General features: G+C 70.1%; 23 protein-coding genes. 12 read left to right on the forward strand and 11 right to left on the reverse strand.

From position 1 onward, the window contains the following. Nucleotides 1-57: 57 nt before the first annotated feature. A complete protein-coding gene (locus tag QQY66_RS35860) occupies nucleotides 58-636 on the forward strand; it encodes a TetR/AcrR family transcriptional regulator (RefSeq protein WP_301984487.1) in 579 nt (192 codons plus the stop codon). Here QQY66_RS35860 and QQY66_RS35865 read toward each other — a convergent pair. From QQY66_RS35865 to QQY66_RS35885, 5 genes are all read right to left on the reverse strand, one after another. Beyond that, a complete protein-coding gene (locus QQY66_RS35865) occupies nucleotides 590-1,327 on the reverse strand; it encodes a dipeptide/oligopeptide/nickel ABC transporter ATP-binding protein (RefSeq protein ID WP_301984488.1) in 738 nt (245 codons plus the stop codon). The genes QQY66_RS35860 and QQY66_RS35865 overlap by 47 nt on opposite strands. Beyond that, nucleotides 1,284-2,243: an ABC transporter ATP-binding protein gene (locus QQY66_RS35870; protein ID WP_301984489.1), complete on the reverse strand. Its 960-nt coding sequence runs from the start codon at nucleotides 2,241-2,243 to the stop codon at nucleotides 1,284-1,286. Before QQY66_RS35870 ends, QQY66_RS35865 begins: the two co-directional genes overlap by 44 nt. Next, nucleotides 2,212-3,981 carry an ABC transporter permease subunit gene (locus QQY66_RS35875; RefSeq protein WP_301984490.1) on the reverse strand — a complete coding sequence of 590 codons (1,770 nt, stop codon included), beginning with the start codon at nucleotides 3,979-3,981 and terminating at the stop codon, nucleotides 2,212-2,214. Before QQY66_RS35875 ends, QQY66_RS35870 begins: the two co-directional genes overlap by 32 nt. Then, nucleotides 3,978-5,465: an ABC transporter substrate-binding protein gene (locus QQY66_RS35880; RefSeq protein WP_301984491.1), complete on the reverse strand. Its 1,488-nt coding sequence runs from the start codon at nucleotides 5,463-5,465 to the stop codon at nucleotides 3,978-3,980. The genes QQY66_RS35875 and QQY66_RS35880 overlap by 4 nt, the downstream gene beginning before the upstream one ends. A gap of 88 nt (nucleotides 5,466-5,553) precedes the next feature. Then, a complete protein-coding gene (locus QQY66_RS35885) occupies nucleotides 5,554-6,771 on the reverse strand; it encodes a CdaR family transcriptional regulator (protein ID WP_301984492.1) in 1,218 nt (405 codons plus the stop codon). Between the two features lie 106 nt (nucleotides 6,772-6,877). Here QQY66_RS35885 and QQY66_RS35890 point away from each other — a divergent pair, with 106 nt between their 5' ends. From QQY66_RS35890 to QQY66_RS35900, 3 genes are all read left to right on the forward strand, one after another. Beyond that, a complete protein-coding gene (locus tag QQY66_RS35890; RefSeq protein WP_301984493.1) occupies nucleotides 6,878-7,804 on the forward strand; it encodes a proline dehydrogenase family protein in 927 nt (308 codons plus the stop codon). A gap of 253 nt (nucleotides 7,805-8,057) precedes the next feature. Then, nucleotides 8,058-9,689: an L-glutamate gamma-semialdehyde dehydrogenase gene (pruA, locus tag QQY66_RS35895; protein ID WP_301984494.1), complete on the forward strand. Its 1,632-nt coding sequence runs from the start codon at nucleotides 8,058-8,060 to the stop codon at nucleotides 9,687-9,689. Between the two features lie 87 nt (nucleotides 9,690-9,776). Continuing rightward, nucleotides 9,777-9,932, forward strand: coding sequence for an alpha/beta fold hydrolase (locus QQY66_RS35900; protein WP_301984495.1), 156 nt, complete (start codon nucleotides 9,777-9,779; stop codon nucleotides 9,930-9,932). A 272-nt stretch (nucleotides 9,933-10,204) separates the two neighbouring features. Here QQY66_RS35900 and QQY66_RS35905 read toward each other — a convergent pair whose 3' ends face one another. Further along, a complete protein-coding gene (locus tag QQY66_RS35905; RefSeq protein WP_301984496.1) occupies nucleotides 10,205-10,411 on the reverse strand; it encodes a DUF5988 family protein in 207 nt (68 codons plus the stop codon). A gap of 328 nt (nucleotides 10,412-10,739) precedes the next feature. Here QQY66_RS35905 and QQY66_RS35910 point away from each other — a divergent pair, with 328 nt between their 5' ends. Next, a complete protein-coding gene (locus QQY66_RS35910) occupies nucleotides 10,740-10,871 on the forward strand; it encodes a hypothetical protein (RefSeq protein ID WP_301984497.1) in 132 nt (43 codons plus the stop codon). 66 nt (nucleotides 10,872-10,937) lie between these two features. Here the strand turns inward: QQY66_RS35910 and QQY66_RS35915 are convergent, their stop codons facing one another. After that, nucleotides 10,938-12,509: a metallophosphoesterase family protein gene (locus QQY66_RS35915; RefSeq protein WP_301984498.1), complete on the reverse strand. Its 1,572-nt coding sequence runs from the start codon at nucleotides 12,507-12,509 to the stop codon at nucleotides 10,938-10,940. A gap of 143 nt (nucleotides 12,510-12,652) precedes the next feature. Here QQY66_RS35915 and QQY66_RS35920 point away from each other — a divergent pair, with 143 nt between their 5' ends. Then, nucleotides 12,653-13,705: a 3-isopropylmalate dehydrogenase gene (locus QQY66_RS35920; RefSeq protein WP_301984499.1), complete on the forward strand. Its 1,053-nt coding sequence runs from the start codon at nucleotides 12,653-12,655 to the stop codon at nucleotides 13,703-13,705. A gap of 236 nt (nucleotides 13,706-13,941) precedes the next feature. Next, the gene (locus QQY66_RS35925) at nucleotides 13,942-15,030 is read left to right on the forward strand and encodes a branched-chain amino acid aminotransferase (protein WP_301984500.1); all 1,089 of its coding nucleotides are present in this window, start codon (nucleotides 13,942-13,944) and stop codon (nucleotides 15,028-15,030) included. Between the two features lie 62 nt (nucleotides 15,031-15,092). Here QQY66_RS35925 and QQY66_RS35930 read toward each other — a convergent pair whose 3' ends face one another. Further along, on the reverse strand, nucleotides 15,093-16,220 hold the full coding sequence (locus QQY66_RS35930) for a serine hydrolase (protein WP_301984501.1): 1,128 nt from the start codon (nucleotides 16,218-16,220) through the stop codon (nucleotides 15,093-15,095). A gap of 121 nt (nucleotides 16,221-16,341) precedes the next feature. Here QQY66_RS35930 and QQY66_RS35935 point away from each other — a divergent pair, with 121 nt between their 5' ends. From QQY66_RS35935 to QQY66_RS35950, 4 genes are all read left to right on the forward strand, one after another. Beyond that, nucleotides 16,342-16,917, forward strand: a complete 576-nt coding sequence (locus QQY66_RS35935) for a hypothetical protein (protein WP_301984502.1) — start codon at nucleotides 16,342-16,344, stop codon at nucleotides 16,915-16,917. Between the two features lie 6 nt (nucleotides 16,918-16,923). Further along, entirely contained in the window at nucleotides 16,924-17,094 is a 171-nt protein-coding gene (locus QQY66_RS35940) for a hypothetical protein (protein WP_301984503.1), read from the forward strand. Between the two features lie 285 nt (nucleotides 17,095-17,379). Then, nucleotides 17,380-18,984 carry a citramalate synthase gene (cimA, locus tag QQY66_RS35945; RefSeq protein WP_301984504.1) on the forward strand — a complete coding sequence of 535 codons (1,605 nt, stop codon included), beginning with the start codon at nucleotides 17,380-17,382 and terminating at the stop codon, nucleotides 18,982-18,984. A gap of 93 nt (nucleotides 18,985-19,077) precedes the next feature. After that, nucleotides 19,078-20,565 (forward strand): ATP-binding protein, encoded by a 1,488-nt coding sequence (locus QQY66_RS35950; RefSeq protein WP_301984505.1) that lies wholly within the window; start codon nucleotides 19,078-19,080, stop codon nucleotides 20,563-20,565. A 14-nt stretch (nucleotides 20,566-20,579) separates the two neighbouring features. Here the strand turns inward: QQY66_RS35950 and QQY66_RS35955 are convergent, their stop codons facing one another. Genes QQY66_RS35955 through QQY66_RS35965 form a run of 3 tightly spaced genes read right to left on the reverse strand, consistent with a single transcriptional unit; the run spans nucleotide 20,580 to nucleotide 24,415 of the window. Beyond that, entirely contained in the window at nucleotides 20,580-23,399 is a 2,820-nt protein-coding gene (locus tag QQY66_RS35955) for a hypothetical protein (RefSeq protein WP_301984506.1), read from the reverse strand. Between the two features lie 6 nt (nucleotides 23,400-23,405). Then, nucleotides 23,406-23,597 carry a DUF397 domain-containing protein gene (locus QQY66_RS35960; RefSeq protein ID WP_301984507.1) on the reverse strand — a complete coding sequence of 64 codons (192 nt, stop codon included), beginning with the start codon at nucleotides 23,595-23,597 and terminating at the stop codon, nucleotides 23,406-23,408. Then, entirely contained in the window at nucleotides 23,594-24,415 is an 822-nt protein-coding gene (locus QQY66_RS35965) for a helix-turn-helix transcriptional regulator (RefSeq protein ID WP_301984508.1), read from the reverse strand. Before QQY66_RS35965 ends, QQY66_RS35960 begins: the two co-directional genes overlap by 4 nt. A gap of 176 nt (nucleotides 24,416-24,591) precedes the next feature. On the opposite strand from QQY66_RS35965, the gene QQY66_RS35970 reads away from it, so the two are divergent. Beyond that, on the forward strand, nucleotides 24,592-24,981 hold the full coding sequence (locus tag QQY66_RS35970) for an ATP-binding protein (RefSeq protein ID WP_301984509.1): 390 nt from the start codon (nucleotides 24,592-24,594) through the stop codon (nucleotides 24,979-24,981). The last annotated feature ends 3 nt before the right edge of the window (nucleotides 24,982-24,984 follow it).

A 24,984-nucleotide genomic window follows, 5' to 3' on the forward strand; every position in this document is an offset into this window, starting at 1 on the left:
GTTTGTCTATGACGGCTGTATAGGACGGGTGTATGGATCCGGGGTAATGTGGGCGTCATGGGACACCGTGAGGATCTGCTCGAAGGCGCCAAGCGCTGCCTGCTGGCGAAGGGATTCGTGCGCACGACCGCGCGCGACATCGTCAAGGAGTCGGGGACGAACCTGGCGTCGATCGGTTATCACTACGGCTCGAAGGGCGCGTTGCTGGTGCAGGCGTACGTGGCGCTGGTCGAGGAGATGGGCGACGCCTTCGAGGGTGACGGGACCGTCGGGAGTGCCACCGAGGCCGGCTCGGTCGACCGGTTCCAGGAGGTGTGGGCGAACATCATCGGCACCCTGAGGGATCCGATGTGGCGGCTCAGCACGGAGGTGATCACCATGGGCAACCAGTTGCCCGAGGTTCGCGATCACCTGGCGCGCGCCCAGCGGGAGGCCGGGCGCGGCCTGATCCCGCTGCTCATGGGCGGGCGTGAGGAGGATGTCCCGGACGAGACCGCGGACACCCTCGGCATGTTCTACGTGACCTTGATGACGGGCCTCATCGCCCAGTGGACCTTCGACCCCAAGACCGCGCCCGGCGCGGAGCAACTCACCGAGGGACTGCGTCAGGTGATCGAGGCCGCCACTCGGAAGTGACTCGCCCGTCCCGCATCTCCACGACCCGGTCCGCGAAGTGCCGTACCACCGCCCGGTCATGGCAGATGAACAGGTAGCCGAGGCCGAGGTCGTCCTGGAGGTCGGCGAGCAGGTTCAGCACGCCGGCGCGGACGGACGGGTCCAGGGCCGACACCGGCTCGTCGAGGACCAGCAGGCGTGGGTCGGAGGCCAACGCGCGGGCGATTCCGGCGCGTTGGCACTGGCCGCCGGAGAGTTCGTGCGGGTGGCGGTCGCCGTACGAGGCGTCGAGGCCGACCCGGTCGAGGAGTTCGGCCACCCGGGCGGGGCCGTCGGTGGCGGTCCAGCGGCCGTGGATCTTCAGGGGCTCGGCGATCGCGTCGCGGATGCGGTGGCGGGGGCTCAGGGAGCCGTACGGGTCCTGGAAGACCGGCTGCATCCGGGGGCGCAGAGGGCGCAGTTCGCGGTCCGTCAGGCCCGTCAACTCCCGTCCTTCGAAGTGCACTTCGCCGCCGTCGGGGCGGCGCAGCTGGAGCACGGCCAGCGCGGTGGACGACTTGCCGCAGCCGGAAGGGCCGTTCAGGGCGAGGGTCTCGCCCGCCTCCAGCGCGAAGGACAGGCGGTCCACCGCCGTGACCGTGCCGTAGCGGACGACCAGGTCGCGGACGTCAAGAAGAGGCACGGTGCGTCTCCTGGAGCAGGTCGGGGACATCGGCCCAGTGGTGGCAGGCGATCAGCCGCCCCTCAACCTGCTGGGGCTCCGGTTCTGTCTCGTGACACGCGTCCGCCGCGAGCGAGCAGCGCGGCGCGAAGGCACAGCCGGGCGGGAGGGCGCCCGGAGCGGGCGGGGTGCCCGGGAGGGCGGGGAGACGGCGACGCCTGGGTGCGCCGTCCGGGAGCGAGGCCAGCAGGCCCGCCGTGTACGGGGCCCGGGGACGCGTCAACACCTCGTCCGCCGGGCCGAGTTCGGTGACCCGCCCGGCGTACATCACCAGCACGCGGTCGGCGTGCTCCCGTACGACGTCCATGTCGTGTGTGACCAGCACGAGCGCCGCCCCGACCGCCTCGCGTTGCTCGCCGAGCACCCGGAGCACCTGGTCCCGGTGCTCCTCGTCGAGCGCGGTGGTCGGCTCGTCGGCGACGACGATGTCCGGTTCGTTGACCGTGGCCATCGCGATGACCGCGCGCTGACGCATGCCGCCGGAGTACTCGTGCGGATACGCCCGCGCCTTGCGTCCGGCATCAGGGATCCCCACCCGGTCGAGCGCCGCCACCGCCCGTGCCCGTGCCTCCTTGCGGGAGACGCGGGCCACCGACCGTACGGCGGCGGCGAGTTGGTCGCCCACCGGGTGCACGGGGGAGAGGGCGGAGAGGGCGTCCTGCGGGACGAGCGCGATACGGCGCCCGCGCTGGGCCGTGAGGTCGGGCCGGATCGTGCCGCTCGTCGTCGCCTCCGCCGGCAGCATGCCCAGCAGCGCCCGCGCCGTCAGCGACTTGCCCGCGCCCGACTCGCCCACCACGGCGAGCACCTCACGCGGGCGCACGTCGAAGGACACCCCGCGCACGGCCTCCACCCCGTCGAAGGCGATCCGCAGATCACGCACCGACAACAGCACGTCCGACTCCACCGGAGGCCTCCTTCCTGACACGGGTCACACGGTTCACACGGGTGACTTGCCTTCCCTGCGCATACGACGCTCCCGACACCGCGAGCCCCGCCAGCAGGGCCAGCGCCACGGCGGGCGCGAGCGCGGCCCACGGCGCCCGTTCCACGTAGGCGCGCGACTCGTCGAGCAGCAGACCCCACTCGGGCGCCGGCGGCTGCGCGCCCAGGCCCAGAAAGCCCAGCGAGGCCAGGGCGAGGGCCATGCCGGGCAGCCGCAGCAGGGCGTGCCGGGCGACCGGCGCGGCCACGGACGGCAGCACATGCCGGGTCAGGATCCACCACGGCGTCGCCCCGATGGCCCGCTGGGCGGTGAGGAACGCCGACGCGCGCACCTCCTGCACCAGCGCCGCCGCATGGGCGGCCAACGGCGGCCAGGAGATCAGCGCGACCGCGAAGGCCGCACCGCCGGTGCCGGGCCCGGCGGCAGCCGCGACCAGGATCCCGACGATCACCGGCGGCAGCGCGTTCGCGATGTCGGACGCGCCCGCCGCGACACCCGGCAGGAAGCCGAGGGCCAGCGCGAGCAGCAGGCTGGCCAGGCATACGGCCGCCGCCGTGCCGACCGTCGGAGCGGCTCCGTGCCCGAGCCGGGCCAGTACGTCACGGCCGAGTCCGTCGGTGCCGAGCGGGTGCGCCCAGGAGGGCGAGGCCAGCCGGGCGGCGGTGTTCACGGCGTACGGGTCGCGCAACAGGCCCCAGACGATGGCCACGGCAAGGACCGCGAACAGCGTCAACGGGATGGCCGGATGGGTACGGACCGGCCGGACCGGCGGCAGGGAGAGTTCGGCGTCACGCAGCGCGGGCCCCAGCAGCCGACGCCGCAGCAGAGCCGCGACGGCACCCGTCACCAGCCCCAGCGCCAGCAGGGCCAGCACCGCCCCCTGGAGCAGCGGCAGGTCCTGCGACTTGGCGGCCCCGAGCGCCGTACGCCCGATGCCCGGCACCGCGAACACCGTCTCCACCGCGACCGCACCCCCGGTCAGACCGACGGCGGCCATCCCGAACTGCGGTACCAGCGGCGGCAGTACACGCCGCAGGGCCGCCGCCGAGATGCGCGCCCTGCTCACCCCGGCGCCCCGCCACAGCTCCACCCACCGCTCGTCCAGCACGGCGGGCAGCGCGTCCGCGACCAGCCGGCCGAGGACGCCGCCCGCCGGGACGCCGAGGGCGAGCGCGGGCAGGACCATGTACTCCGGCCCCTGCCAGCCCGAGGTCGGCAGCCAGCCCAGCCACACCCCGCAGACCAGCAACGCCACGGTGGCCAGCAGGAATTCGGGTACGGCGGCCAGCATCGCGGCCCCCGCCCCGGCCGACCCCCGCCCCCGTACCAGCACCGGCGCGACCAGCACGCAGGCCAGCACCACCGCGAATCCGAAGGCCGCGCCCATCAGCCCCAGCGACACCTGGAGCCCGGCGGTCACCGACGGCAGGACCTCGGTGCCGGACACCCACGACAGACCGAGGTCCCCGCGCAGCAGATCGGAGGCCCAACTCCCCAGCAGCGAAAGGGGGCCGGCATCCAGCCCGAGATCTTGTCGTACGGCGTCCAGCGCCTCCTTCGTCGGCTCCTGCTCGGCGGAGCGGGCCCGCAGGACCGTCAGCGCGGGGTCCCTGCCGGAGAGCCAGGGCAGCAGGCCTACGGCGGCCAGGACCGCGACGAGACAGAGAACCCGGGTCACCCCGGCGGCGGTCGGCCTCACTTGACGTACGTGTCCGCCGTGACCAGCTCACGCTCGCGCGGGTCGTGCGCGGCGTCCACGACCCCGGCGGCGTCGCCCTGGATCACACGCTCGTGGAGCATCGGGACGGCGGCGTCGGTGGCCAGCACGGCGGCCTCGGCCGCGATGACGGCCTTGCGGCGCGCGTCGCCCACCGCGGTCTCGCCCGCGCTCTTCAGCGCCTTGTCCACGGAGTCGTCCGCGAGCTGGGAGAGGTTGAAGGAGCCGTCGGAGGCGAAGTCGCTGTAGAGGTACGCGGTCGGGTCGCCGGAGTCGAGGACGGTGGCCCGGGACAGGATGAACGCGTCGAACTCGCCCGCCAGCGCGTCGGATTCGATGTTGGCGTACTCCCGGACGTCCAGCTTCACCTTGAAGCCGGCCTTCTGGAGCTGCTGTTGCAGGGTGGCGGCGACCTCGGGCAGTTCGGCGCGGTCGGTGAAGGTGCCGATGGTGACGGTCTGGCCGCTCGCCTTCTTCGCCGCCGTCCGCTTCACCTCGGTGCGCAGGCCGGCGGCCCACGGCAGCGCGGGCCCGAGCAGCCCCTCGGCGACATCGGCGCGCCCCTCGTACACGCCCTTCACGATCGACTCGGCGTCGATGGCCTCGCGGGCGGCGGCGCGCAGGGAGGCGTCCTTGAAGACGCCCTTCTCGGTGTTGAGATACAGCGTGTTGGTCCGCGGCATCGGCACCTCGGTGATCAGCTCTTCGTCCAGGAGCGCCGCCTGCGACACCGGCACGGCCTCGACGATGTCGGCCTCGCCGCTGCGCAGGGCGGCGGCGCGGGCGGTGCCGTCCGGCACGAACTTCACGTCGATACCGGCGGCCTTGGCCTTCTCGCCCCAGTAGTCGTCATAGCGGTCGAGGGAGGCGGACACGGTGCCGTTGACCTTCGTCAGCTCGAAGGGGCCGGTGCCCGCGCCGAGGGGATCGACCGTCTTTCCGGTGTACGCCTTCGCGGCGAGGATCGACAGCTGGGGCGAGCTGAGCCGCTGCGGGACGAGGGGGTCCTCGTCGGCGGTGGTGACCGTGACGGTGTCGGAGCCCCGCGCCTTCACGGTCAGCTCGACGCCGTCGAGGATGCGGGGCTTGGGGGAGGCGGCGGCCGCGGCGGTGAGCGACCGCACGACGGCCTCGGCGTCGAGCTCGGTTCCGTCGTGGAAGGTGACGCCGTCGCGTATCTCGAAGGTCCAAGTCCGTCCGGACTGCTTCCACTCGGTGGCCAGCGCTGGTTCTGCGTCGCCCTCCGCGTCCAGCTTCACCAGCGTCTCCGCTGCCGACCAGCGCGACAGCTTGAAGGCGTCGTTGGAGAGCGGGGAGAGGCCCGAGCGGGGCGGCTGCATCATCGCGACGCGGACCCGCTTGCCGTCATCCCCGGCGGAGGCCCCCGAGCCCGAGAAACATCCGGTGAGCAGCGCGGAGGCGGCAGAGACCGCGGTGAGGGACAGCAAGCGGGCAGGGACGCGCACGGGGACACTCCGAGTAAAGGGGTGGTCAAAGGTTGAACGTGCGACGACCGTAGCATGATGACAATCGTTTTCAGAAGCGTGCCTGGATCTACAGCCTCGCCACTTTCAGCGCCATGTGCAGCAGCAGCCGGTCCTCGCCGTCGTCCAGGTCGAGGCCGGTCAGCTTCTCGACGCGGGACAGGCGGTAGTAGAGCGTCTGCCGGTGGATGCCCAGTTCGGCGGCGGTGCGGCCGGCCTGGCCGGCGCAGTCGAGGTAGACCTCGGCGGTGCGGGCGAGGTCGCGGTGGGCGGGGGTGAGGAGAGGGGTGACGGCCGGGTCGTGGGCGGTGTCCGGGGGCAGCGAGGTGAGCAGCCGGTACGGTCCGATGCGGTTCCACTCGGCCACCGGCCCGAACCGGGGTTCCGCGAGGGCGGCGCGCGCGGCTGCCGAGGCCTCCTGCCAGGCGGTGCCCAACTCGGCGAGACCGGTGCGCGGTTCGCCGACCCCGGCCGCGCCCGCCCCCTCCTGGAGCAGCCGCGTCGCTGCCGCGAGCGCCGGGGTCCGGGCGTCCGGTGACCGCAGCCGGACCAGTACGGCGAGGCTCTGGCCGGCGGTGCCCCACGGGACCGTGCACAACGCCGTCGCGTGCGGGACCGTACGGGCCGACGGGCCGTCGTCCGGGTCGGCCGACGGCCAGGGCGCGATGCATACGACGGTGTGCAGGCCTTCGCCGCGCGGGCCGAGGGCCGTACGCAGTGCCGCCACCGCCATGTCCCGCTGCCAGCCGCGCTCGGCGGTCAGCACTTCCCGCAGTTCCCGTGTGAGATCCGCGCCCGCCTGCGCCTCGTCGGCGAGCAGCGCGCCGATCCGTCCGGTCACGTCCATCGCGGCGGCGAGCTGCTGCTCGGTGGGGCCCGTCTCGCCTTCGAGCAGCCAGACGTAACCGAGGACGACTCCCCTATGGCGTACGGGGAGACAGATCCGTCCCCGGTGGACCCCCGCCTCCGGAGTGGGCGGGATACGGACCGGGGCGGTCGCGCGCGTGATGCCGAACCCCTCGAACCACGCCCGGACCGCCGCCGTCGAGCGCCGGGTCAGGATCGAGCGGGCACGCACCGGGTCCAGGGCGGACGCATCCAGCTCGTCCTCGCTGTCGTACGCGCCGAAGGCGATCAGCTCGAAGTCGCGGTTCTCCAGCGTCGCGGGGACGCCGAGCAACTCGGAGATCTCGTCGACCAGCTCCTGGTAGTCGTCCCCTCGGTTAAAAGATGGAGTGTCGGCTGTCACGGGGGCATTCTCCCGCAGAATCACCGGCCCTTCATACATCTGTCTGAGATCTGCGGCACGGATGCGTGACAGCTGTCGATGGCCGACGATCGGAGGGATCCTTAGGTTTCACGGTGGTTCTATCTGCTGTTTGTGGAGGTGCCCCGTGCTGGGTCCCGTGATTCTTGCCGCGTCGCGCAGCGACCGGATGCGACGCCTGATCTCGGCGGCCCCGGTGACCAAGCAGGTCGTCGACCGCTTCATCCCGGGCGAGACGGTCGACGATGTCGTGCCGATCATTCAGGACCTGACCTCCAAGGGTCTGGAGCTGACCATGGACGTCGTCGGTGAGGACATCACCACCCCCGAGCAGGCCGAGGCCGCCCGCGACGCCTACCTGACGCTCATCGACCGGCTCAAGGAGCTGGAGCTGGGCACCCGTGCCGAGATGTCCGTCAAGCTGTCGATGTTCGGCCAGGCGCTGGCCGGCGGTCACGGACTGGCGCTCGCCAACGTCCGTCCCGTCGTCGAGGCCGCCGCAGCCATCGGCACCACGGTCACCCTGGACGCGGAGGACCACACCACCCTCGACTCGATGTTCGCCATCCATGACGAGCTGCGGAAGGACTTCCCGCAGACCGGCTGCGTCATCCAGGCCTACCTCTTCCGCACCGAGGCCGACGCCCGCCGCCTCGCCGCGAACGGCAGCCGCGTACGGTTGGTGAAAGGCGCGTACAAGGAGCCCGCCGAGGTCGCCTACCAGCACAAACACGAGATCGACAAGGCGTACGTCCGCATCCTCAAGGTTCTGATGGAGGGCGACGGGTACCCGATGATCGGGTCCCACGACCCGCGCCTGATCTCCATCGCCCAGGAACTGGCCCGGCGCGCCGGGCGCAAACCCGACGAGTACGAGTTCCAGATGCTGTACGGCATCAGGAGCGACGAACACCGACGGCTCGCCGCCCAGGGCCACCGCATGCGCGTCTACACCGCCTACGGCACCGACTGGTACGGCTACTTCATGCGGAGGCTGGCAGAGAAGCCGGCCAACCTGCGTTTCTTCGCCCGCTCGATGGTCAGCAAGGGGTGATGCGCTGGATGAGCGGCGGCTGTCGGTCTCCGAGGAGTGTTCGGAGACCGACAGCCGCCGCCCCACGGCCGGCTGAGCCGGACCGGTTCCGTGGAAAGGAGTTACGGAACCTGTGACTCCGCCCCCCGAAGGGGCTTCTCACGAGCCCGCCGCGGCGAGTTCGTGATGGTCAAGCCCTGACCGCTGCTCACCATACGCAACCGCTTCAGCTCCCCCCGGCTGAAGCCCGGGAATCACTCGGAAGAGGTAACCCATGGACGCTGTGACCCAGGTCCCCACCCCCGTCAACGAGCCGGTGCACGGCTATGCCCCCGGCTCGCCCGAGCGTGCCCGGCTGGAGGCCAGGCTCAAGGAGCTGGCCGAGAATCCGGTCGACCTGCCGATGACCATCGGCGGCGAGAAGCGGATGGGCGGCGGCGAGCGGTTCGACGTCGTGCAGCCGCACAACCACAAGGCGCGCCTCGGCACGTACGGCAACGCCACCCAGCAGGACGCCCAGGACGCCATCGACGCGGCCCTCGCCGCCGCGCCCGCCTGGCGTGCGATGTCCTTCGACGACCGTGCCGCGATCATCCTGCGCGCGGCCGAGCTGCTGTCCGGCCCGTGGCGCGAGACGCTGGCCGCCTCCACCATGCTCGGCCAGTCCAAGACCGCCCAGCAGGCGGAGATCGACTGCCCCTGTGAGCTGATCGACTTCTGGCGCTTCAATGTCGCCTACGCCCGCGATCTGCTCGCCGAGCAGCCGGTCGCCAACTCCCCGGGCGTCTGGAACCGCCTCGACCACCGCCCGCTGGAGGGCTTCGTCTACGCGATCACGCCGTTCAACTTCACGGCGATCGCGGGCAACCTGCCGACCGCGCCCGCCCTGATGGGCAACGTCGTCGTCTGGAAGCCGTCCCCGACGCAGACCCACGCCGCCGTGCTGCTGATGCAGTTGCTGGAGGAGGCGGGCCTGCCCAAGGGCGTCATCAACCTGCTCACCGGCGACGGCATCGAGGTCTCCGAGGTCGCCCTCGAGCACCGCGACCTCGCCGGAATTCACTTCACCGGCTCGACCAAGACCTTCCAGTACCTGTGGAAGACGGTCGGCGCCAACATCGAGAAGTACCGCTCCTACCCGCGCATCGTCGGCGAGACCGGCGGCAAGGACTTCGTGGTCGCCCACCCGAGCGCCGACCCCGCGATCCTGAGGACCGCCCTCACCCGCGGCGCCTTCGAGTACCAGGGCCAGAAGTGCTCGGCGACCTCCCGGGCGTACATCCCGGCGTCGATCTGGAACTCCGGCTTCCGTGACGCGCTCGCGGCCGAGGTCGACGGCATCGCCATGGGCGACGTCACCGACCTGTCCAACTTCATCGGCGCGGTCATCGACGAGCGCGCCTTCGCCAAGAACAAGGCCGCGATCGACCGGGCGAAGGAGGACTCGGCATGCACGATCGTCGCGGGCGGCTCCTACGACGACTCGGTCGGCTACTTCGTCCGCCCGACGGTCGTCGAGTGCACGGACCCGGCCAACGAGGTCTTCACCACCGAGTACTTCGGCCCGTTCCTCGCGGTGCACGTCTACGAGGACGAGCGGTACGAGGAGATGCTGACCCAGATGGAGTCGGTCACCGACTACGCGCTCACCGGCTCGGTCATCGCGGGCGACCGCCAGGCCGCGGCGTACACGATGGACAAGCTGCGCTACGCGGCCGGCAACTTCTACATCAACGACAAGTCGACCGGCGCCGTCGTCGGCCAGCAGCCCTTCGGCGGCGGCCGTGCCTCCGGCACCAACGACAAGGCCGGCGCCCCGCAGAACCTGATGCGCTGGACCCTGACCCGCGCCATCAAGGAGACGCTGGTCCCGCCGACCGACTACACCTACCCGCACATGGGCTGACGGCCCCGGCGAAACTCCGCCCCCGTTCCGGATCCCCCCTCCGGAGCGGGGGCGGTTTCCATGCGCCGGTGGGCACACTGGACACCCATGGAGACCGTCACGACGGACGACGGCGTACGACTGTGGGCGAGCCGGTCGGGCCGGGGCGAGCCGCTGGTGCTGTGCCACGGCGGGCCCGGCCTGTGGGACATGTTCGAGGACGTGGCCGCCCTGCTCGCCGACACGGCCACGGTCGTGCGCTGAACGGGTCGATGCGCTGATCTACGTCAGCGGTACGGGCATCGTGCCGGAGTCGGACTGGCACGGCCCCTACGAGGAGAACTTCCTCGCGCGGCTCGGTGAGGATCCCGAAGCGGGCGCTGGAGCATGCCGGGCGGATGGCCGACCCCTGGTTCGGCGTCAACGCCGAGTGCAACACGGCCCTGAACGCCGAGAGCCGGCGCACCTGGGGCGCCCCTCAGCTGTACGACGCCTGCCGCGCTTCCGGGAAGCGGTGGTGTCGGCGCTGCGGTGACCTACTCGGCGATCTCCGTCCGCTCCCACCACTCGTACACGGGCACCCGGCCCTCCGTCGTGTCCTCGTGCCGCTCGGTCGCCCGGAAGTGCTCGTACCCACCGCGCAACTTGATCTTCACATCCATCCCCGGGGGCGGGGCCGGAACGATCCGCTCGGGCAGATCGTCCGGGCCGCCCGCGAGCAGTGCCTTGGCCGTGTCACTCATGAGGTCACGGGTTCCCGCTGCCGCGGGACGAAGTCGCGTACCGCGAAAAGGATCAGTCGTGTGGGGGACGGGGGTCCGGTGAAATCCCAGGTCAGCCCCGTGTGACGTAATCCGCCGTCTCAGATAGTAGGAAGTCCGAGTAATTGTGGAGACAGACGCTCCGTCCTCCCCTAACTTTGTAGGAGCCGAACGTCTCGCTCGATCAAGCGAATGGCGGACGTGAGCCGGGCCCCGTGCAGGCAACCCCTGCGGCCACCGCTCCCCGCCCCACCCGGCGTCTCGTAACCCCTGCCTGAACTCCAGGATTATTCGAAGGAGTCGATTTCTCATGGCCGAGACGACCGCCCGCCGTCGAGTCCGTCACCTCTCCCGCACGAGCGAGTCCGACCGCAAGAACGCGGCCGCCGCCCTCCAGCGCGCCCTCGACCGCCGGGACAACGGCGGCGCGACGGGCCACTGAGCCGACCTGCCGCGCAAAGAAACCCTCATACCGGGAGCCGCGCCCGTACGGGGTGCGGTGCGGGGCCTACGCTCCGCGCCGCACCTCGAAGTGGTCGATGCGCTCGCCGCTCGGCGCCAGCGCCGACACCTTCAGCCGGGGCGCCGCACCGCTCTCCGCCTCCACCGAGAGGAAGGAGAAGCCCCGGTAGCGCACCCGCGACCACTCCACGGTCTCCGCCTTGGCGAGCCGTGACTTGGTCCACTGGAAGGTCGTCACCGACTCGCGCTCGCGGACATGGCCCTCGTAGCTCTCCTCCGCGCCGACCGGAAAGCCGTACAGATCCTTGCCGCCGCCGCCCGCGGTGACGTACACGATCCCGTCCCGCGTCGGATCCGTCGACTCGCCGATCGGCACCGGCTTGCCGACCTCGCCGTTCTTGATGGCGTCCGTCCGCTCGTAGACATGGTTGTGTCCGTTGATCACCAGGTCCACCTCGTACCGCGCGAAGAGCGGCAGCCACTCGGCGCGCACGCCGCCGTCGGAGGCATGGGTCGACGTGGAGTACGCGCAGTGGTGGAAGAAGACGACGATGAAGTCGACGTCCGCGGACGACCGCAGTTCACGCAGCTTCTCGTCCAGCCACTTCGTCTGCCTGCCGTCCGTGTAGCCGAGGTTGGCCGGGATCTCGTACGACACGTCGTTCGCGTCCAGTGCCACCACGCCGACGTTTCCGTAGGTGAACGCGTACACGCCCGGGGCGGTGCGCGGGTCGAAGCCGTTGTCCGGGAGGGAGAAGCGGGCGGACTGGCCGCCGTAGCCGTCCGGCGAGTACCAGGCCTCCATGTCGTGGTTGCCGGTGGTCACCATCCACGGCACCGATCTGGCCACTGTCTCCGTCTGCTTGAGGAACAGGTCCCACTGTCCGGGGTCGTAGGAGTCCGACTCCTTGCCCCGGCCGTTCACGTTCGCGTAGCAGATGTCACCGGCGTGCAGATGGAACGCGGGGTCCTGGCGGAGCAGTACGTGGTCGTTGGCTTCCGCGTCCTTGCCCACGCCCTGGTCGCCGAACGCGGTGAAGACGAAGGTCTCCGGGGTCGCCGGCGCCGTGCGGAAGGAGCTGATCGTCGAGCGGCGGTCCGGGGAGGCCGGGTCGAAGCCGTCGTGGCCGACGCCGTAGTAGTACGTGGTGCCGGGGCGCAGGCCGTCCAGGGCCGCGTGCACGTAGTACTGCTCGAACGCCGGGCGCACGCCCTGGAGTTCGGGGGTGTGCAGATCGCGCACCTCGGCCTCGATCTTCCGGCTCAGCTCCTCGGGCCGGGTGCCGATGCGGACGTACGGCTTCTTCACCGCGGCCGGGACCTGCCAGGAGATCCGCATCTGGGTCTTCGCGTCGGAGCCGAAGGCGAGATGGCGGCCGAAGGGGGTGACGACGGAGCCGGGGACCTTCGGGGTGGCGGACTTCGTGGTGGCGAAGGGGGACGGCTTTGCCGTCGTCGTTCCCGATTCCGAGCATCCGGTGAGCAGTCCGCCCGCCACCGCGCCCGCCGTCACCAGCGTGCGGCGGCGGGTCATTCCGGTGCGCAGGTACTCGTGCTGCTCGGCCATGCTCATCCGGCGCGCGAGCTGCGGCGGAATACCGAAGTCGGGAAGGTCCATGGCTGTGAACTTCCCAGCGAAGCCCAACACCCGCCCTACGTACGGGTGAACGCAAACCGACGCCGCGGTGTTGCCGTCGGCCCGGGTGTCCGTATCCCGGACGCCTTGTGTCATCCCATGGGACGAGGAGTAGGGTGCTGCGCATGTCGGTAAGCTCTCGCATCCTCAATCTCGCAGTGATTCCCGGTGACGGCATCGGCCGGGAAGTCGTGGCCGAAGGCCTGAAGGTCCTCTCCGCCGTCCTTCCTGAGGATGTGAAGCTGGAGACCAAGGCGTACGACTTCGGCGCCAAGCGCTACCACGCCACCGGTGAGACCCTCACCGACGCGGACGTGGACGCCCTGAAGAAGCACGACGCCATCCTGCTCGGCGCCATCGGCGACCCGTCGGTCCCCTCCGGCGTGCTGGAGCGCGGCTTCCTGCTGAAGCTCCGCTTCCTCTTCGACCACCACGTCAACCTGCGGCCGTCGAAGCTGCTTCCGGGTGTGGACACGCCTTTGAAGGGTGAGCCGGCCATCGACTTCGTCGTGGTCCGCGAGGGCACCGAAGGCCCGTACACCGGCAACGGCGGCACCATCCGCAAGGGCACCGAGCACGAGGTCGCCACCGAGGTCTCCGTGAACACGGCCTTCGGTGTCGAGCGCGTGGTGCGCGACGCGTTCGCCCGCGCCCAGGCCCGTCCGCGCAAGAAGCTCGCGCTGATCCACAAGAACAACGTGCTGGCCTTCGCGGGTCACCTGTGGACCAACATCTTCAACAAGGTGGCCGAGGAGTTCCCCGACGTCACCACCGAGTACATGCACGTCGACGCGGCGACGATCTACCTCGTCACGCAGCCCGAGCGCTTCGACGTGATCGTCACCAACAACCTCTTCGGCGACATCATCACCGACCTCGCCGCGGCCGTCTCCGGCGGCATCGGCGTCGCCGCGAGCGGGAACATCAACCCGTCCGGCGAGTTCCCCTCGATGTTCGAGCCGGTCCACGGTTCCGCGCCCGACATCGCAGGCCAGGGTAAGGCCGACCCCACCGCCACGGTCCTGTCCGTCGCCCTGCTCCTGCGCCACCTCGGCTACGAGGCCGAGGCCGCCCGTATCGACGAGGCGGTCTCCGTCGACCTGGCCGAGCGCACCGGCAAGCCCGCCCGCAGCACAGCCGAGATCGGCGACGCGCTCGCGGTACGAGTAGCCGGCTGACCCGCCCGCTGCAACAAGCCGCCGGGTCTTCAAGTACCCGGCGGCTTTTCTATGTCCCCGCCGGGTGCCACCATCATCCTCTGGGTTGCATTCACGCCGATTTCTTCCACGGCCCGCGCTTGCGATAATCGAACGCGGAGCCGCCGTATGAGGGAATGCTCGGACGTCCTAGCACTGGCCACTGGCAGTACTGGCGTGAGCGCGGCCCGTCACACACAACCGGTGAAGGACAACTCATGACGACGCCCACGATCGAGCTCAAGCCCTCGGCCTCGCCACTCTCCGACGCGGAGCGTGCGGCCTTCCTGGCCAACCCCGGGTTCGGCCGCCACTTCACCGACCACATGGTGGTCATCAAGTGGACGGCGGGCCGCGGCTGGCACGACGGCCAGCTCGTCCCGTACGCGCCGCTCTCCCTCGACCCGGCCACCATGGTCCTGCACTACGCGCAGGAGATCTTCGAGGGCCTGAAGGCCTACCGCCAGCCCGACGGCTCCGTGGCCATGTTCCGCCCGGACAAGAACGCCAAGCGCTTCCAGGCGTCGGCCCGTCGCCTCGGCATGCCGGAGCTGCCGGTCGAGACGTTCATCGCGGCGTGCGACGCGCTGGTGAAGCAGGACGAGGCCTGGGTTCCGGCGCACGGCGGCGAGGAGTCCCTTTATCTGCGCCCGTTCATGATCGCCACCGAGGTCGGGCTGGGCGTGAAGCCGGCCGGCGAGTACCTCTTCCTGGTCATCGCCTCTCCCGCGGGCGCCTACTTCCCCGGCGGCGTGAAGCCGGTCTCCATCTGGCTCTCCGAGGACCGCGTCCGCGCCGTCCCCGGCGGCATGGGCGACGCGAAGACGGGCGGCAACTACGCGGCCTCCCTCCTCGCCCAGGCCGAGGCCGCCGCCAAGGGCTGCGACCAGGTCTGCTACCTCGACGCGGTCGAGCACAAGTGGATCGAGGAACTCGGCGGCATGAACCTGTACTTCGTGTACGGCGACCGGATCGTCACCCCTGCCCTCACCGGTTCCATCCTGGAGGGCGTCACCCGCGACTCCCTGCTCACCGTCGCCCGCGACCTCGGCTACACCTCCGAGGAGGGCCGCGTCTCCATCGACCAGTGGCAGCGCGACGCCGAGAACGGCACGCTCACCGAGGTCTTCGCCTGCGGCACCGCCGCCGTCATCACCCCCGTCGGCACCGTCAAGCGCGAGGGCGCCGAGTGGCAGCAGTCGGGCGGCGAGCCGGGCGAGGTCACGCTGAAGCTCCGTCAGGCGCTGCTGGACATCCAGCGGGGCGTCACGGAGGACAAGCACGGCTGGATGCACCCGCTGGGCTGAGCGCACACCGCGGACGTCGAAGCTCGCCCCGGCAGGTCGTGTCCGGGGCGGGCTTCGCGTTCTCAGGAACTCCCGGCCCGCATCCGGTCGAGGATGCCCTCGGTCAGCTCTCCCGCCCGGTCATCGAGGTTCCACTTCCCTTCCCGGTAGGCGTGGTTGCTCACCCAGAAGACGAGGACGCCGTCGCGCAGCGAGCGGCCGAGCAGCGCCAGTGACCAGTCGTTGCCGCCGTCGTGCCAGGCCAGCGGGCCGTCGGGGGTGTCGCTGATGGTCCAGCCGTAGCCGTACGAGTCGTCCGAGTCGGGCTCCGGCACATGCGGCTCGAACAGCTTGTCCCTGGCCCGCGCCGGCAGGATCTCGTCGCCCAGGAGGGCACGGTGCCAGCGGAGCATGTCGCCCGCGGTGGAGAGCATGCCGCCGTTGCCGCGCAGGTTCCAGTACGGCCCGTCGGCGGCCCAGGGGTGGTCGAAGGGCCTGCCCTGGCTCCGGCCCGCGCTGTCGTACTCCACGGCGACCAGATGCCGTGGCCACCGGGGCAGCACGTACCCGGTCCGGGTCATGCCGGCCGGGGCGAAGAGATGCCGGGACAGAAACGGCTCGTAGCCCTCCCCGGACGCCTTCTCGACGATCGCGGCGAGCAGGCTGTACCCGGTGTTGGAATAGGAGAACTCCGCTCCCGGCGCCGACCGGAGCTTCGATGCCAGCGCCCCGCGCACCAGTTCGTCGCGCGAGAGGGGGTCGTAGTCGTCGCCGAGCCCTTCGACCAGGCCCGACGTGTGGGTGAGCAGGTGCTCGACCGTGATGTCGCGCTTGTCGTCCGGCACCGGCCCGAGGTACCGGCTGATGCGGTCGCTCACCCGGAGCCGGCCCATCGCCTCCAGTTTCACGATCGCGGCCGCTGTGAACTGCTTGGTGACCGACCCGACGTCGTACACCGTGCGGCAGCTCGCGGGGGTGCCGGCGGCACGGTTCGACGCGCCGAACCCGGCGCAGTACGCGAGCTCGTCACCGTGTGCGGCGAGCACGGTGCCGCCGGCGCCCTTGGGCCAGGTGCGGTGGACGAAGTCGGCGACCGAGTCGCCGTCGTGCGGCGGCCGTGACTCGGCCGGGGGAGCGCCGAGCAGCAGCAGCGCCAGTACAGCGGCGGCCGCACCGGCGAGGCGGTGGCGGGAGCGGTGAGACGGACCCATGTGACCTCCAACGGCGGGAATCCGCACCGAGGTTGACCGCCGCTCTCGCCGTTGCTCAAGCTGTCAGGGCGTTCGAGTTTGTGCGAGCCTGTGTACGTCCAGCTCACCTGGGGGGATCACGATGACCACCGCACCGCCCACACCGCCCGACACCGACGCCGCCGCCTTCGTCGCCGCGCTGCGCCGCCTCAAGGCATGGTCGGGCCTGAGCTACCGCCGGCTGGAAAGCCGTGCGGCGGACGCGGGCCACGCCCTGCCGTACTCCACGGCGGCGACCATGCTCGGCCGGGAACGGCTGCCCCGTGCGGAACTCGTCGCCGCGTTCGTGGCGGCATGCGGGGTGCGCGGGGCGGAAGCCGAGGCGTGGGCGGACGCGCGCAGCCGCATCGCGTGCGGCGCGGCGGACGCGGGGAGCCCCGCCGGGCGTGCTGGGGTGGGCGGGGGGAGTCCCGCCGGGTGTGCTGGGGTGGGCGGGGGGAGCCTCGCCGGGCGTGCCGCGGTGGTGACGTCGCCGGCCTGGAGCGGGCCGAGGGAGGCCGTGCCGGTGCGGCGCCCGAGGCCACGGCGGTGGGCGCCGGTCGCCGCCGCCGTGCTCCTGACCGCCCTCCTCGGCGGGGCACTGGCGAGCGGCGGTCTCACCGACGACGAGGAGATACGGCAGTCGCGGACCGCCTACGACGTCATCGAGGCGCGCTGAGCCTTGGTGCCCTCGACGCCTTCGGCGGCCACCGGCGTACGAGCCGCCCGCGAGGTCAGCGCCAGTAGCCGATCCCTCCCACCGCACCCGACGCTGATCCCGGCCGACGGCACCAACGACGGCGCCGACGCGTTCGTACGTCACCCTGCGGTGATCAACCGGCTGTTCGCATCCTGAGACGGACGGTGAGCGCGGGGAAAGCTGTGCCAGACTGCCCCCGTGCTCTCGTTCGCCATGATTATTGGCAGCAGGCGCGCCGGTCCGCAGTGACCGCCACGTACGACCAGGTACGGGCGGACACCGTCGTCCTCGACCCGCGCGCAGACCTCTCGCACCCGCGAGGGGTTTTTCGCATTTCTGGCCCACCTACAGCCGGGAGCGCAGCGCGAGGGATCATTGGAGGACGGTGGAGCCGGTCATTCCGGTAACGACCGAGATCCATTCATCAGGAGCCAACAGATCATGACGGAAACCAGCGAGCTCGACGACTCGTTCCACGTCTTCGACACCACCCTGCGCGACGGCGCGCAGCGGGAGGGCATCAACCTCACCGTCGCGGACAAGCTGGCCATCGCACGGCACCTGGACGACTTCGGCGTGGGCTTCATCGAGGGCGGCTGGCCCGGCGCGAACCCGCGGGACACGGAGTTCTTCGCACGGGCGCAGGCGGATATCGCCTTCCAGCACGCCCAGCTGGTCGCCTTCGGCGCCACCCGTCGCGCAGGCGCCAAGGCGAGCGAGGACCACCAGGTCAGGGCGCTGCTGGAATCCGGCGCCCCGGTGATCACCCTGGTCGCCAAGTCCCACGACCGGCACGTCGAACTCGCGCTGCGCACCACGCTCGACGAGAACCTCGAGATGGTCCGCGACACGGTCTCCTTCCTGAAGGAGCAGGGCCGCCGCGTCTTCGTCGACTGCGAGCACTTCTTCGACGGCTACCGCGCCAACCCCGAGTACGCCAAGGCCGTCGTCCGCACGGCGTCGGAGGCCGGCGCCGACGTCGTGATCCTCTGCGACACCAACGGTGGCATGCTCCCGGCCCAGGTCCAGGCGGTCGTCTCGACGGTCCTGGCCGACACGGGCGCCCGGCTCGGCATCCACGCCCAGGACGACACCGGCTGCGCCGTCGCCAACACCCTCGCCGCCGTGGACGCGGGCGCGACCCACGTCCAGTGCACGGCGAACGGCTACGGCGAGCGCGTCGGCAACGCCAACCTCTTCCCGGTCGTCGCGGCCCTGGAGCTGAAGTACGGCAAGAAGGTCCTCCCCGACGGCCACCTCCGCGAGATGACCCGTATCTCGCACGCGATCGCCGAGGTCGTGAACCTCACCCCCTCCACGCACCAGCCCTACGTCGGCGTCTCCGCCTTCGCGCACAAGGCCGGACTGCACGCCTCCGCGATCAAGGTCGACCCCGACCTGTACCAGCACATCGACCCCGAGCAGGTCGGCAACACCATGCGCATGCTGGTCTCCGACATGGCGGGCCGCGCCTCCATCGAGCTCAAGGGCAAGGAACTCGGCGTCGACCTCGGCGGCGACCGCGAGCTGGTCGGCCGGGTCGTCGAGCGGGTGAAGGAGCGGGAGCTCAAGGGCTACACGTACGAAGCGGCCAACGCGTCCTTCGAGCTGCTGCTGCGTGCCGAGGTCGAGGGCAGGCCGCTGAAGTACTTCGAGGTCGAGTCCTGGCGCGCGATCGTCGAGGACCGCCCCGACGGCACCCACGCCAACGAGGCCACCGTCAAGCTGTGGGCCAAGAGCGAGCGCATCGTCGCCACGGCCGAGGGCAACGGCCCGGTCAACGCCCTGGACCGCGCCCTGCGGGTCGCGCTGGAGAAGATCTACCCGCAGCTCGCCAAGCTCGAACTCGTCGACTACAAGGTCCGCATCCTCGAGGGCAAGCACGGTACCCAGTCCACGACCCGTGTCCTCATCGCCACCTCCGACGGAGAGGGCGAATGGTCGACGGTGGGCGTCGGCGAGAACGTCATCGCCGCGTCCTGGCAGGCGCTGGAGGACGCCTACGCCTACGGGCTGCTGCGGGCGGGCGTGGAGCCGGCGGAGTGACGTAGGAGAGTGACCATCCGGACCCGGCCTCGTTTAGGGAAACATAGTTCCCGGAAGTGTAGTTCCCCTAACGCGGGTCCCCGGAGGTCGCTCATGCCGCGTAAGCCCGTTGTTCTCGCCAAGCCCTCGGACATGTTCGACCGCGCCTGGGAGTGGAGCGAACTGACGGCGTTCGCCACGGATGACGGCCCGGAAGCCACGATGGCCGTTGTGTCCGGGCGGCGCCGTCAGGGCAAGTCCTTCCTGCTCGACTCGTTGGCACGGGCAGCCGACGGCTTCTACTTCTGCGCGTACGAGGCCACGGAAGCGGAGTCTCTGAGGCGCTTCGGCGAGGAACTCGCGCTGTACACCGGTGCCGTGGCGCCCATGCGGTTCGACCGGTGGGAGCATGCTGTCGACGCTCTCCTCGCGCTCGGCCGCGACCGCCCCGTGCCTGTGATCCTCGATGAGTTCCCCTACCTCGCCCGCGCGACGCCGTCCCTGCCCTCCATCGTCCAAGTCGCTTACGGGCCGCGCCGCCCTGAACGCCTCCAGTCGCGGACCAGGCTGCTGCTGTGCGGCAGTTCGCTCTCGTTCATGGGCAAGCTGCTGAGCGGTACGTCGCCGTTGCGCGGCCGCGCGGGACTCGAACTCGTCGTCCACCCACTGGACTTCCGGCAGGCGGCTGCCTTCTGGGGCATCACGGATCACCGCCTCGCGCTGCTCGTCCACAGCGTCGTCGGCGGTACGCCTGCCTACCGCAGGGAATTCGTCCGCGACGACGTCCCGGACGGCCTCGCCGACTTCGACGCCTGGGTCTGCCGTACGGCGCTGTCCCCACGCTCGCCCCTCTACCGTGAGGCCCGCTACCTCCTCGCCGACGAGTCCGATCTCCGCGACCGGGCGCTGTACCACTCGGTCCTCGCCGCCCTGGCCGCCGGAAACGCGACGGCGGGCGGCATTGCCGGCTGCCTGGAACGGCCGACCAGCGACATCACCCACCCGCTGACCGTCCTCCAGGACTGCGGTCTCGTACGACGAGAAGTGGACGCATTCCGGCGCAACCGGAGCGTCTACCGGGTCGGCGAACCGCTGATCGCGTTCGACCATGTCATCGCGCGGCCCCGACTCCCGCTCCTGGACCGGGGGCTGGCGGAGCAGGTCTGGCACGACGCGCGAGACCGTTTCCAGTCGGGCGTCGTGGGCCCGCACTTCGAGCAGGTCTGCCGCGACTGGGTCCTCCACTTCGCCGCGCCGGAGACCTTCGGCGGGATGCCGATCGACGTCTCGTACGGCACGGTCGCCGACCCGCACACCCGCACCAGCCACGAGGTCGACGTCGTGGTGCGCGGAGCGGTGGGCCAGGACAACGGCGTGCTGCTCTCCCTCGGGGAAGCGAAATGGGACCGGATCATGGGCATCGGCCACCTCGACCGGCTCCGCCACATCAAGTCCCTGCTCGCGGGGCGCGGCCAGGACACCTCGGCGGTACGCCTGGCCTGCTACAGCGGCGTCGGCTTCACCGACGACCTGAGGGCCGCGGCCGACGCGGCCGGTGACGTGGTGCTGGTGGATCTGGGGCGGCTGTATGGCGGGGAGTGACGGGGCAGAGCTGGTCAGGTGATGGAGTGATGCACCGCGCAGGCCGTGCCGCGCGGCGGAGGGATCACGACCGTTGGCTGTGGCCCCCGGGCGGACACCGGTTCCAGCTCCCAGGCAGCGCGGATTCCGTCGACGACCGCGCGTGCGCTGTAGGGCGACACGGCCAGCTCCTGGCGGGCCTCGGCCAGCAGATCGAGGTGCCCGTCGGGGCGGCGCGCAGCCGTCGCCCGGCGCCGATTGAAGTCGGGTCGGCCGAAGACGTCCAGCAGAGTGAGTGAGAAGTACGCGTACGCTGTGGCCTCGTCGATGAGCCGACCCGACTCCTCGGGGAGGCCGACGACCTCATACGCAGCGAAGTGCCCCAGCGCGCCCCGCAGTTGGTCGGCCGGCTCCGGGCAGGGACAGGCGGCCCGGAGGTGCGCGGCGAGGCTGCGGAACGACCTGAGTACCCCTGCGGTGTCGGGCTTCCACTGCTGTTTGGCGAGCAGAGTACGGAAGCCGGAGAGCGTCTCGGACAGTTCCTCGATGATCAACGCCTGGGCGACGTCGGACAGTTCGCGCTGCTCCGTGGTCGTCTGGATCTTCATCAGCCGTCGGCCGTAGCGGATCAGGTCCCGGGGAATGCCCCCCGACAGCGTGTGGGCCAGGGCGATGTACGCCTCGCCGATGTCCTGCGCCCGCTTCAGCAGGATCCTCGTCGACTCGTCAAGCGTGCACGGGCGCACATGCAGTACGTCGTCCAGGGAGCTGTCGGTCACGTCACGGCTCGGCAGCCCGCGCCGGACGAAGGCAGCGCCCACGTCCTCGGCGACGGAGATCAGGTAGTGCACGTGCGACACACCGAGGATCGCCTTGATCTCGGCGAGGAACGCGAGGGCCTGGGTGTCCGTGCCGAGCCGGTCGACTTCGTCGATGGCGATGACGACCCGGTTGCCCTTGCGGTGCTCGTCCTTCGCGATCGTGCCGAGCAGCGCCCTGAACTCGGAGACGAGAACGGGGTAGTTGGGCGGTACGGAGGTGAGGGCGCCGGTGTGGGTGCCGCCGAGGGCGAGGAGTTGGGTGGCGCCGGTCGTCATGGCGGCGGTGGAGCTCTGGACCGTCTGCAGGCGGTAGAGGTGGTTGCGGCAGGCGGTGACGAGTCTGGGCGTGCTGCGCAGGATCGGCCGTGATCGGCGGGTGACTCTGTAGAGCAGCAGCCCGAGAAGGAACGCCCCCAGCCGGAACGGGGTTTCGTCGTCGGTGAGTATCGGGCGGAGCGGCTCGGCGGCAACGATCCACGCGAGGAGCAGGAAGGGGATCAGCACAACGAGTGGGCGGAGCAGCCGTTTGAGGCTCACGGACCATGTGCCGACTCGCAGCCTTACCCGTTCGATGGGTACGTACCTGTAGTACAACGTGCCCAACCCCGCACCCATGACCGAGGTCAAGTAGAGAACTGACAGGAATTTGGCACTGCGACTCGGTGCGTCGGGCGGGCTGTCGAAGTGATGCCGGAGGTCGGGGTCGAGGAAGAACGAAACGACCGGGGAGACTAAGAGCGCGGCGGTGGTCGCCGCGACTACCGCGGTACTGAGCCTCTTTGCCAGCCAGGAGAAGGAGCTGGAACGGCGCAGTTGCCACAGGAGCGCACCCGCGATGGCGATGAGCAGTGCGGCTTGCGGCGCTGAGCCGTCCGTGACGTCCCGGACGAAGCCGGTGGCCCGGTCGATTCCGGAGTCGACGTACTGCCATCCCCAGAGACCGTCTGGTGCTTCGATCGACTCCTTGGTGGCCGCGAACATGCCGAGACAGAGAAGGCCAGCGGCGGGCAGCGCATAGGGGAGCAGGCGCAACAGCCCGCTGAGCGGCCCCGCCACGCGGCGCCGTACGCGGTGGGCATACGACAGCCGCACCAACTCCGGTGCTTCGTGTCCTGCCCTGACGATGTACTGCCGACACACGCTGACGAACATCGAGGTCAGGAAGTCATGTGGGGCGTAAGAGGCGGGCGCGTGCGTGAACACCGAGAAGTCCCCCGGCCTTACGGCACTCCTTATGAGCGTCGTCTTGCCCACCCCGCGCGGACCGCTCAAGGCGATGGTGCCGTCCGCCAACTGGTCCATCTTCTGGCGCAGTTCGTCCGTGGAGCGGTTGTCGACGAAGTACGAGGTCTGGTGGTGGGAGCGCAGTCCCTCGTGGCCGCTGGTCACCAGGAGGGTGCCGAGGTCCTCACCGATGAGGTCCTCGACCGCGCGTGCCACCTGCTTCTGCAGCCCTTCGCGATGCAGCTCCGTGGCCCAGGCCAACCCACTCGCCCACTCCGCGAGCCACAGGACGGACGTGACGGGTGCCAACAGTGCGAGTCGGACCGCAGGGAACCATCTTGGGGAGGTACCTGTGGGAGGCGAGCTGGGTACGACTCGCCGTACGAAGGCCAGCGCCGGAACAGTGAACAGGAGGAAAGGAACGCCCGGGAACAGGTAAGGCGAATTGCCGGCGTACATGAGGAAGAGGGTCACGGCCCAGTAGGCGACCGCGCCGACGCGCCAAGGCTGGAAATCCGCGTTCTGCTTGATCTCGCGAAGTGACAGATATGCGGGCAGGGCCCAGTGGTACCGATCACTGTAACGACGGAAGTCCCGGTAGGACGAATGGTGGGGCGTCGGTTTGCCGCTGCCCAACACCCTCTCGACATACGGAGAGGAACACATCGCCTCCGCCACGGCCTCAGGTGTGACCTCCGGCCGCCGCTCCAGGAGTTCGCGCAGCCGAGGCTCCTCAAGACAGCCTCGAACCGCCTGCTTGAAGAACTCTTTCTCGGGCTCACTCGCCCACGCGTACTCCCCGTTGGCCATGGACGGCTACTCGTGTCTGTCCTGCCGCGCGAGCCCGAGGAAAGCGACCCAAGTGCCGGGGGCGACGGTGAGGGTGGGGCCGGTGTTCTTGGAGTCACGGACGTGGATGGCGGCGGGGTGGGCGGAGACCTCGATGCAGTCGCCGCCCTGGCTGCCGCTGTAGCTGGACTTGAACCACTGAAGTGCGGTGCTGCTCATCGGTCTCCTAGCAATCCGTGCAAGAGGCGCACGCTCTCATCCGGCGAGAGGGCCTGTGACCGCAGCATTCCATACTGGAGGTTGTAGTCGCTGACTTCATCCGGGTCATCGACGAGAAAGCTGGCGCGCTGGACTTCCAGATAGACAAGCAGTTCGTGCCCGGGTGTCTCAAGCAGCACCATGGGGCCGTCAAGACAAGCATGCGGCGCCCGATCCATCGGCATGATCTGAAAGCTCATGTGGATGGGCTCCGTGTACTCCAGGATCTGGCGGAACTGCTCCCGCATCACCTCCGAACCGCCGACCTGCCGCCGCAGGATGCTCTCCTCGATGATGAAGTGGCACACGGGAGGCCGCTCTCGCTCCAGGACCAACTGCCGCTCCATGCGGGCGTCCACCCACTGCTCGGCCGTCTCACTGCCGATGGCCGGGTACCGATAGTCGAAGACGGAGCGGCAGTAGTCGCGGGTCTGGAGCAGTCCGGGAATCGCCAGGCTCTGGTACGACAGGATCCCCACCGCCTCCTGCTCCTGATCCACCAGCGACTGCGCGAACTGCACCACCTTCTCCCGCACCGGCATCTGATCCACCAGCACGGCCAACACCCCACCCGTACCCAGCAGTTGATCGAGCTGCTCCGCCCGATCCGGCTGGAGCGCCAGCCTCCCCTGCTCGATCGATCTCACCGTGTCCACGCTGATGTTCGCCTGCTCGGCGAGCTGCTCCTGGGTGAGCCGGGCCTGCTTGCGGCAATGAGCCACGAGCACCCCCACCGCACGCCACGAACTGACCTTCCTGGGCTTCTTGGCCGTGTGCATGGCTGACCTCTTCCCCCGTCGACCCGCGAAGTCCTCGTAGTGAGGTCGTAGCAATCAGCACTACGACCTCACTCACTGCCTCAAGATAGTCACCACCTGTGACAGTCGCCCCATGAACCCCCCAACCCCAACTCCTCCGCGCGCGCACCGCCTTGTACCCCCGAGACCGCAGGTCGGTGGCCGTCGCCCGAGACCTCACCCGCATCACCCTCACGGAGTGGGGAGTGACCCACCGCCACGAAGACGTACTGCTCTGCGTGAGCGAACTCGCCACCAACGCCCTCCTGCACGGCGTCCCGCCGAACCGCTGCTTCCGCCTCGGTCTGAACCTCACCACCGACGGTGTCCTCCGCGTGGAGATCCACGACAGCGGCCCTGGCGAGGTCCGCACCCCGGACGCCGACCCCGAGTCGGAACACGGCCGCGGCCTGCTGTTGGTGGCCGCGCTGGCCGACAAGTGGGGCGTGGGGGAGCGGGATCCGGGCAAAGTCGTCTGGTGCGAGTTCAGGGTTGCCAGGTGCCTTGACGGCTCTCTGGGGCACCAGTTCACTCACGCCGTGAGGTAAGCC

The sequence above is a fragment of the Streptomyces sp. DG2A-72 genome (genome assembly GCF_030499575.1).
GTDB lineage: Bacteria > Actinomycetota > Actinomycetes > Streptomycetales > Streptomycetaceae > Streptomyces.

What these genes read in the sequence shown, in the direction of transcription:
- QQY66_RS35905 (WP_301984496.1), bottom strand. Translation starts at nt 10,411, where the DNA reads ATGAGTGACACGGCCAAGGCACTGCTCGCGGGCGGCCCGGACGATCTG.
- QQY66_RS35885 (WP_301984492.1), bottom strand. Translation starts at nt 6,771, where the DNA reads ATGTATGAAGGGCCGGTGATTCTGCGGGAGAATGCCCCCGTGACAGCC.
- QQY66_RS35920 (WP_301984499.1), top strand. Translation starts at nt 12,653, where the DNA reads ATGTCGGTAAGCTCTCGCATCCTCAATCTCGCAGTGATTCCCGGTGAC.
- QQY66_RS35960 (WP_301984507.1), bottom strand. Translation starts at nt 23,597, where the DNA reads ATGAGCAGCACCGCACTTCAGTGGTTCAAGTCCAGCTACAGCGGCAGC.
- QQY66_RS35950 (WP_301984505.1), top strand. Translation starts at nt 19,078, where the DNA reads ATGCCGCGTAAGCCCGTTGTTCTCGCCAAGCCCTCGGACATGTTCGAC.
- QQY66_RS35930 (WP_301984501.1), bottom strand. Translation starts at nt 16,220, where the DNA reads ATGGGTCCGTCTCACCGCTCCCGCCACCGCCTCGCCGGTGCGGCCGCC.
- QQY66_RS35910 (WP_301984497.1), top strand. Translation starts at nt 10,740, where the DNA reads ATGGCCGAGACGACCGCCCGCCGTCGAGTCCGTCACCTCTCCCGCACG.
- QQY66_RS35915 (WP_301984498.1), bottom strand. Translation starts at nt 12,509, where the DNA reads ATGGACCTTCCCGACTTCGGTATTCCGCCGCAGCTCGCGCGCCGGATG.
- QQY66_RS35900 (WP_301984495.1), top strand. Translation starts at nt 9,777, where the DNA reads ATGGAGACCGTCACGACGGACGACGGCGTACGACTGTGGGCGAGCCGG.
- QQY66_RS35965 (WP_301984508.1), bottom strand. Translation starts at nt 24,415, where the DNA reads ATGCACACGGCCAAGAAGCCCAGGAAGGTCAGTTCGTGGCGTGCGGTG.
- cimA (WP_301984504.1), top strand. Translation starts at nt 17,380, where the DNA reads ATGACGGAAACCAGCGAGCTCGACGACTCGTTCCACGTCTTCGACACC.
- QQY66_RS35865 (WP_301984488.1), bottom strand. Translation starts at nt 1,327, where the DNA reads ATGTCCCCGACCTGCTCCAGGAGACGCACCGTGCCTCTTCTTGACGTC.
- QQY66_RS35925 (WP_301984500.1), top strand. Translation starts at nt 13,942, where the DNA reads ATGACGACGCCCACGATCGAGCTCAAGCCCTCGGCCTCGCCACTCTCC.
- QQY66_RS35860 (WP_301984487.1), top strand. Translation starts at nt 58, where the DNA reads ATGGGACACCGTGAGGATCTGCTCGAAGGCGCCAAGCGCTGCCTGCTG.
- QQY66_RS35955 (WP_301984506.1), bottom strand. Translation starts at nt 23,399, where the DNA reads ATGGCCAACGGGGAGTACGCGTGGGCGAGTGAGCCCGAGAAAGAGTTC.
- QQY66_RS35935 (WP_301984502.1), top strand. Translation starts at nt 16,342, where the DNA reads ATGACCACCGCACCGCCCACACCGCCCGACACCGACGCCGCCGCCTTC.
- pruA (WP_301984494.1), top strand. Translation starts at nt 8,058, where the DNA reads ATGGACGCTGTGACCCAGGTCCCCACCCCCGTCAACGAGCCGGTGCAC.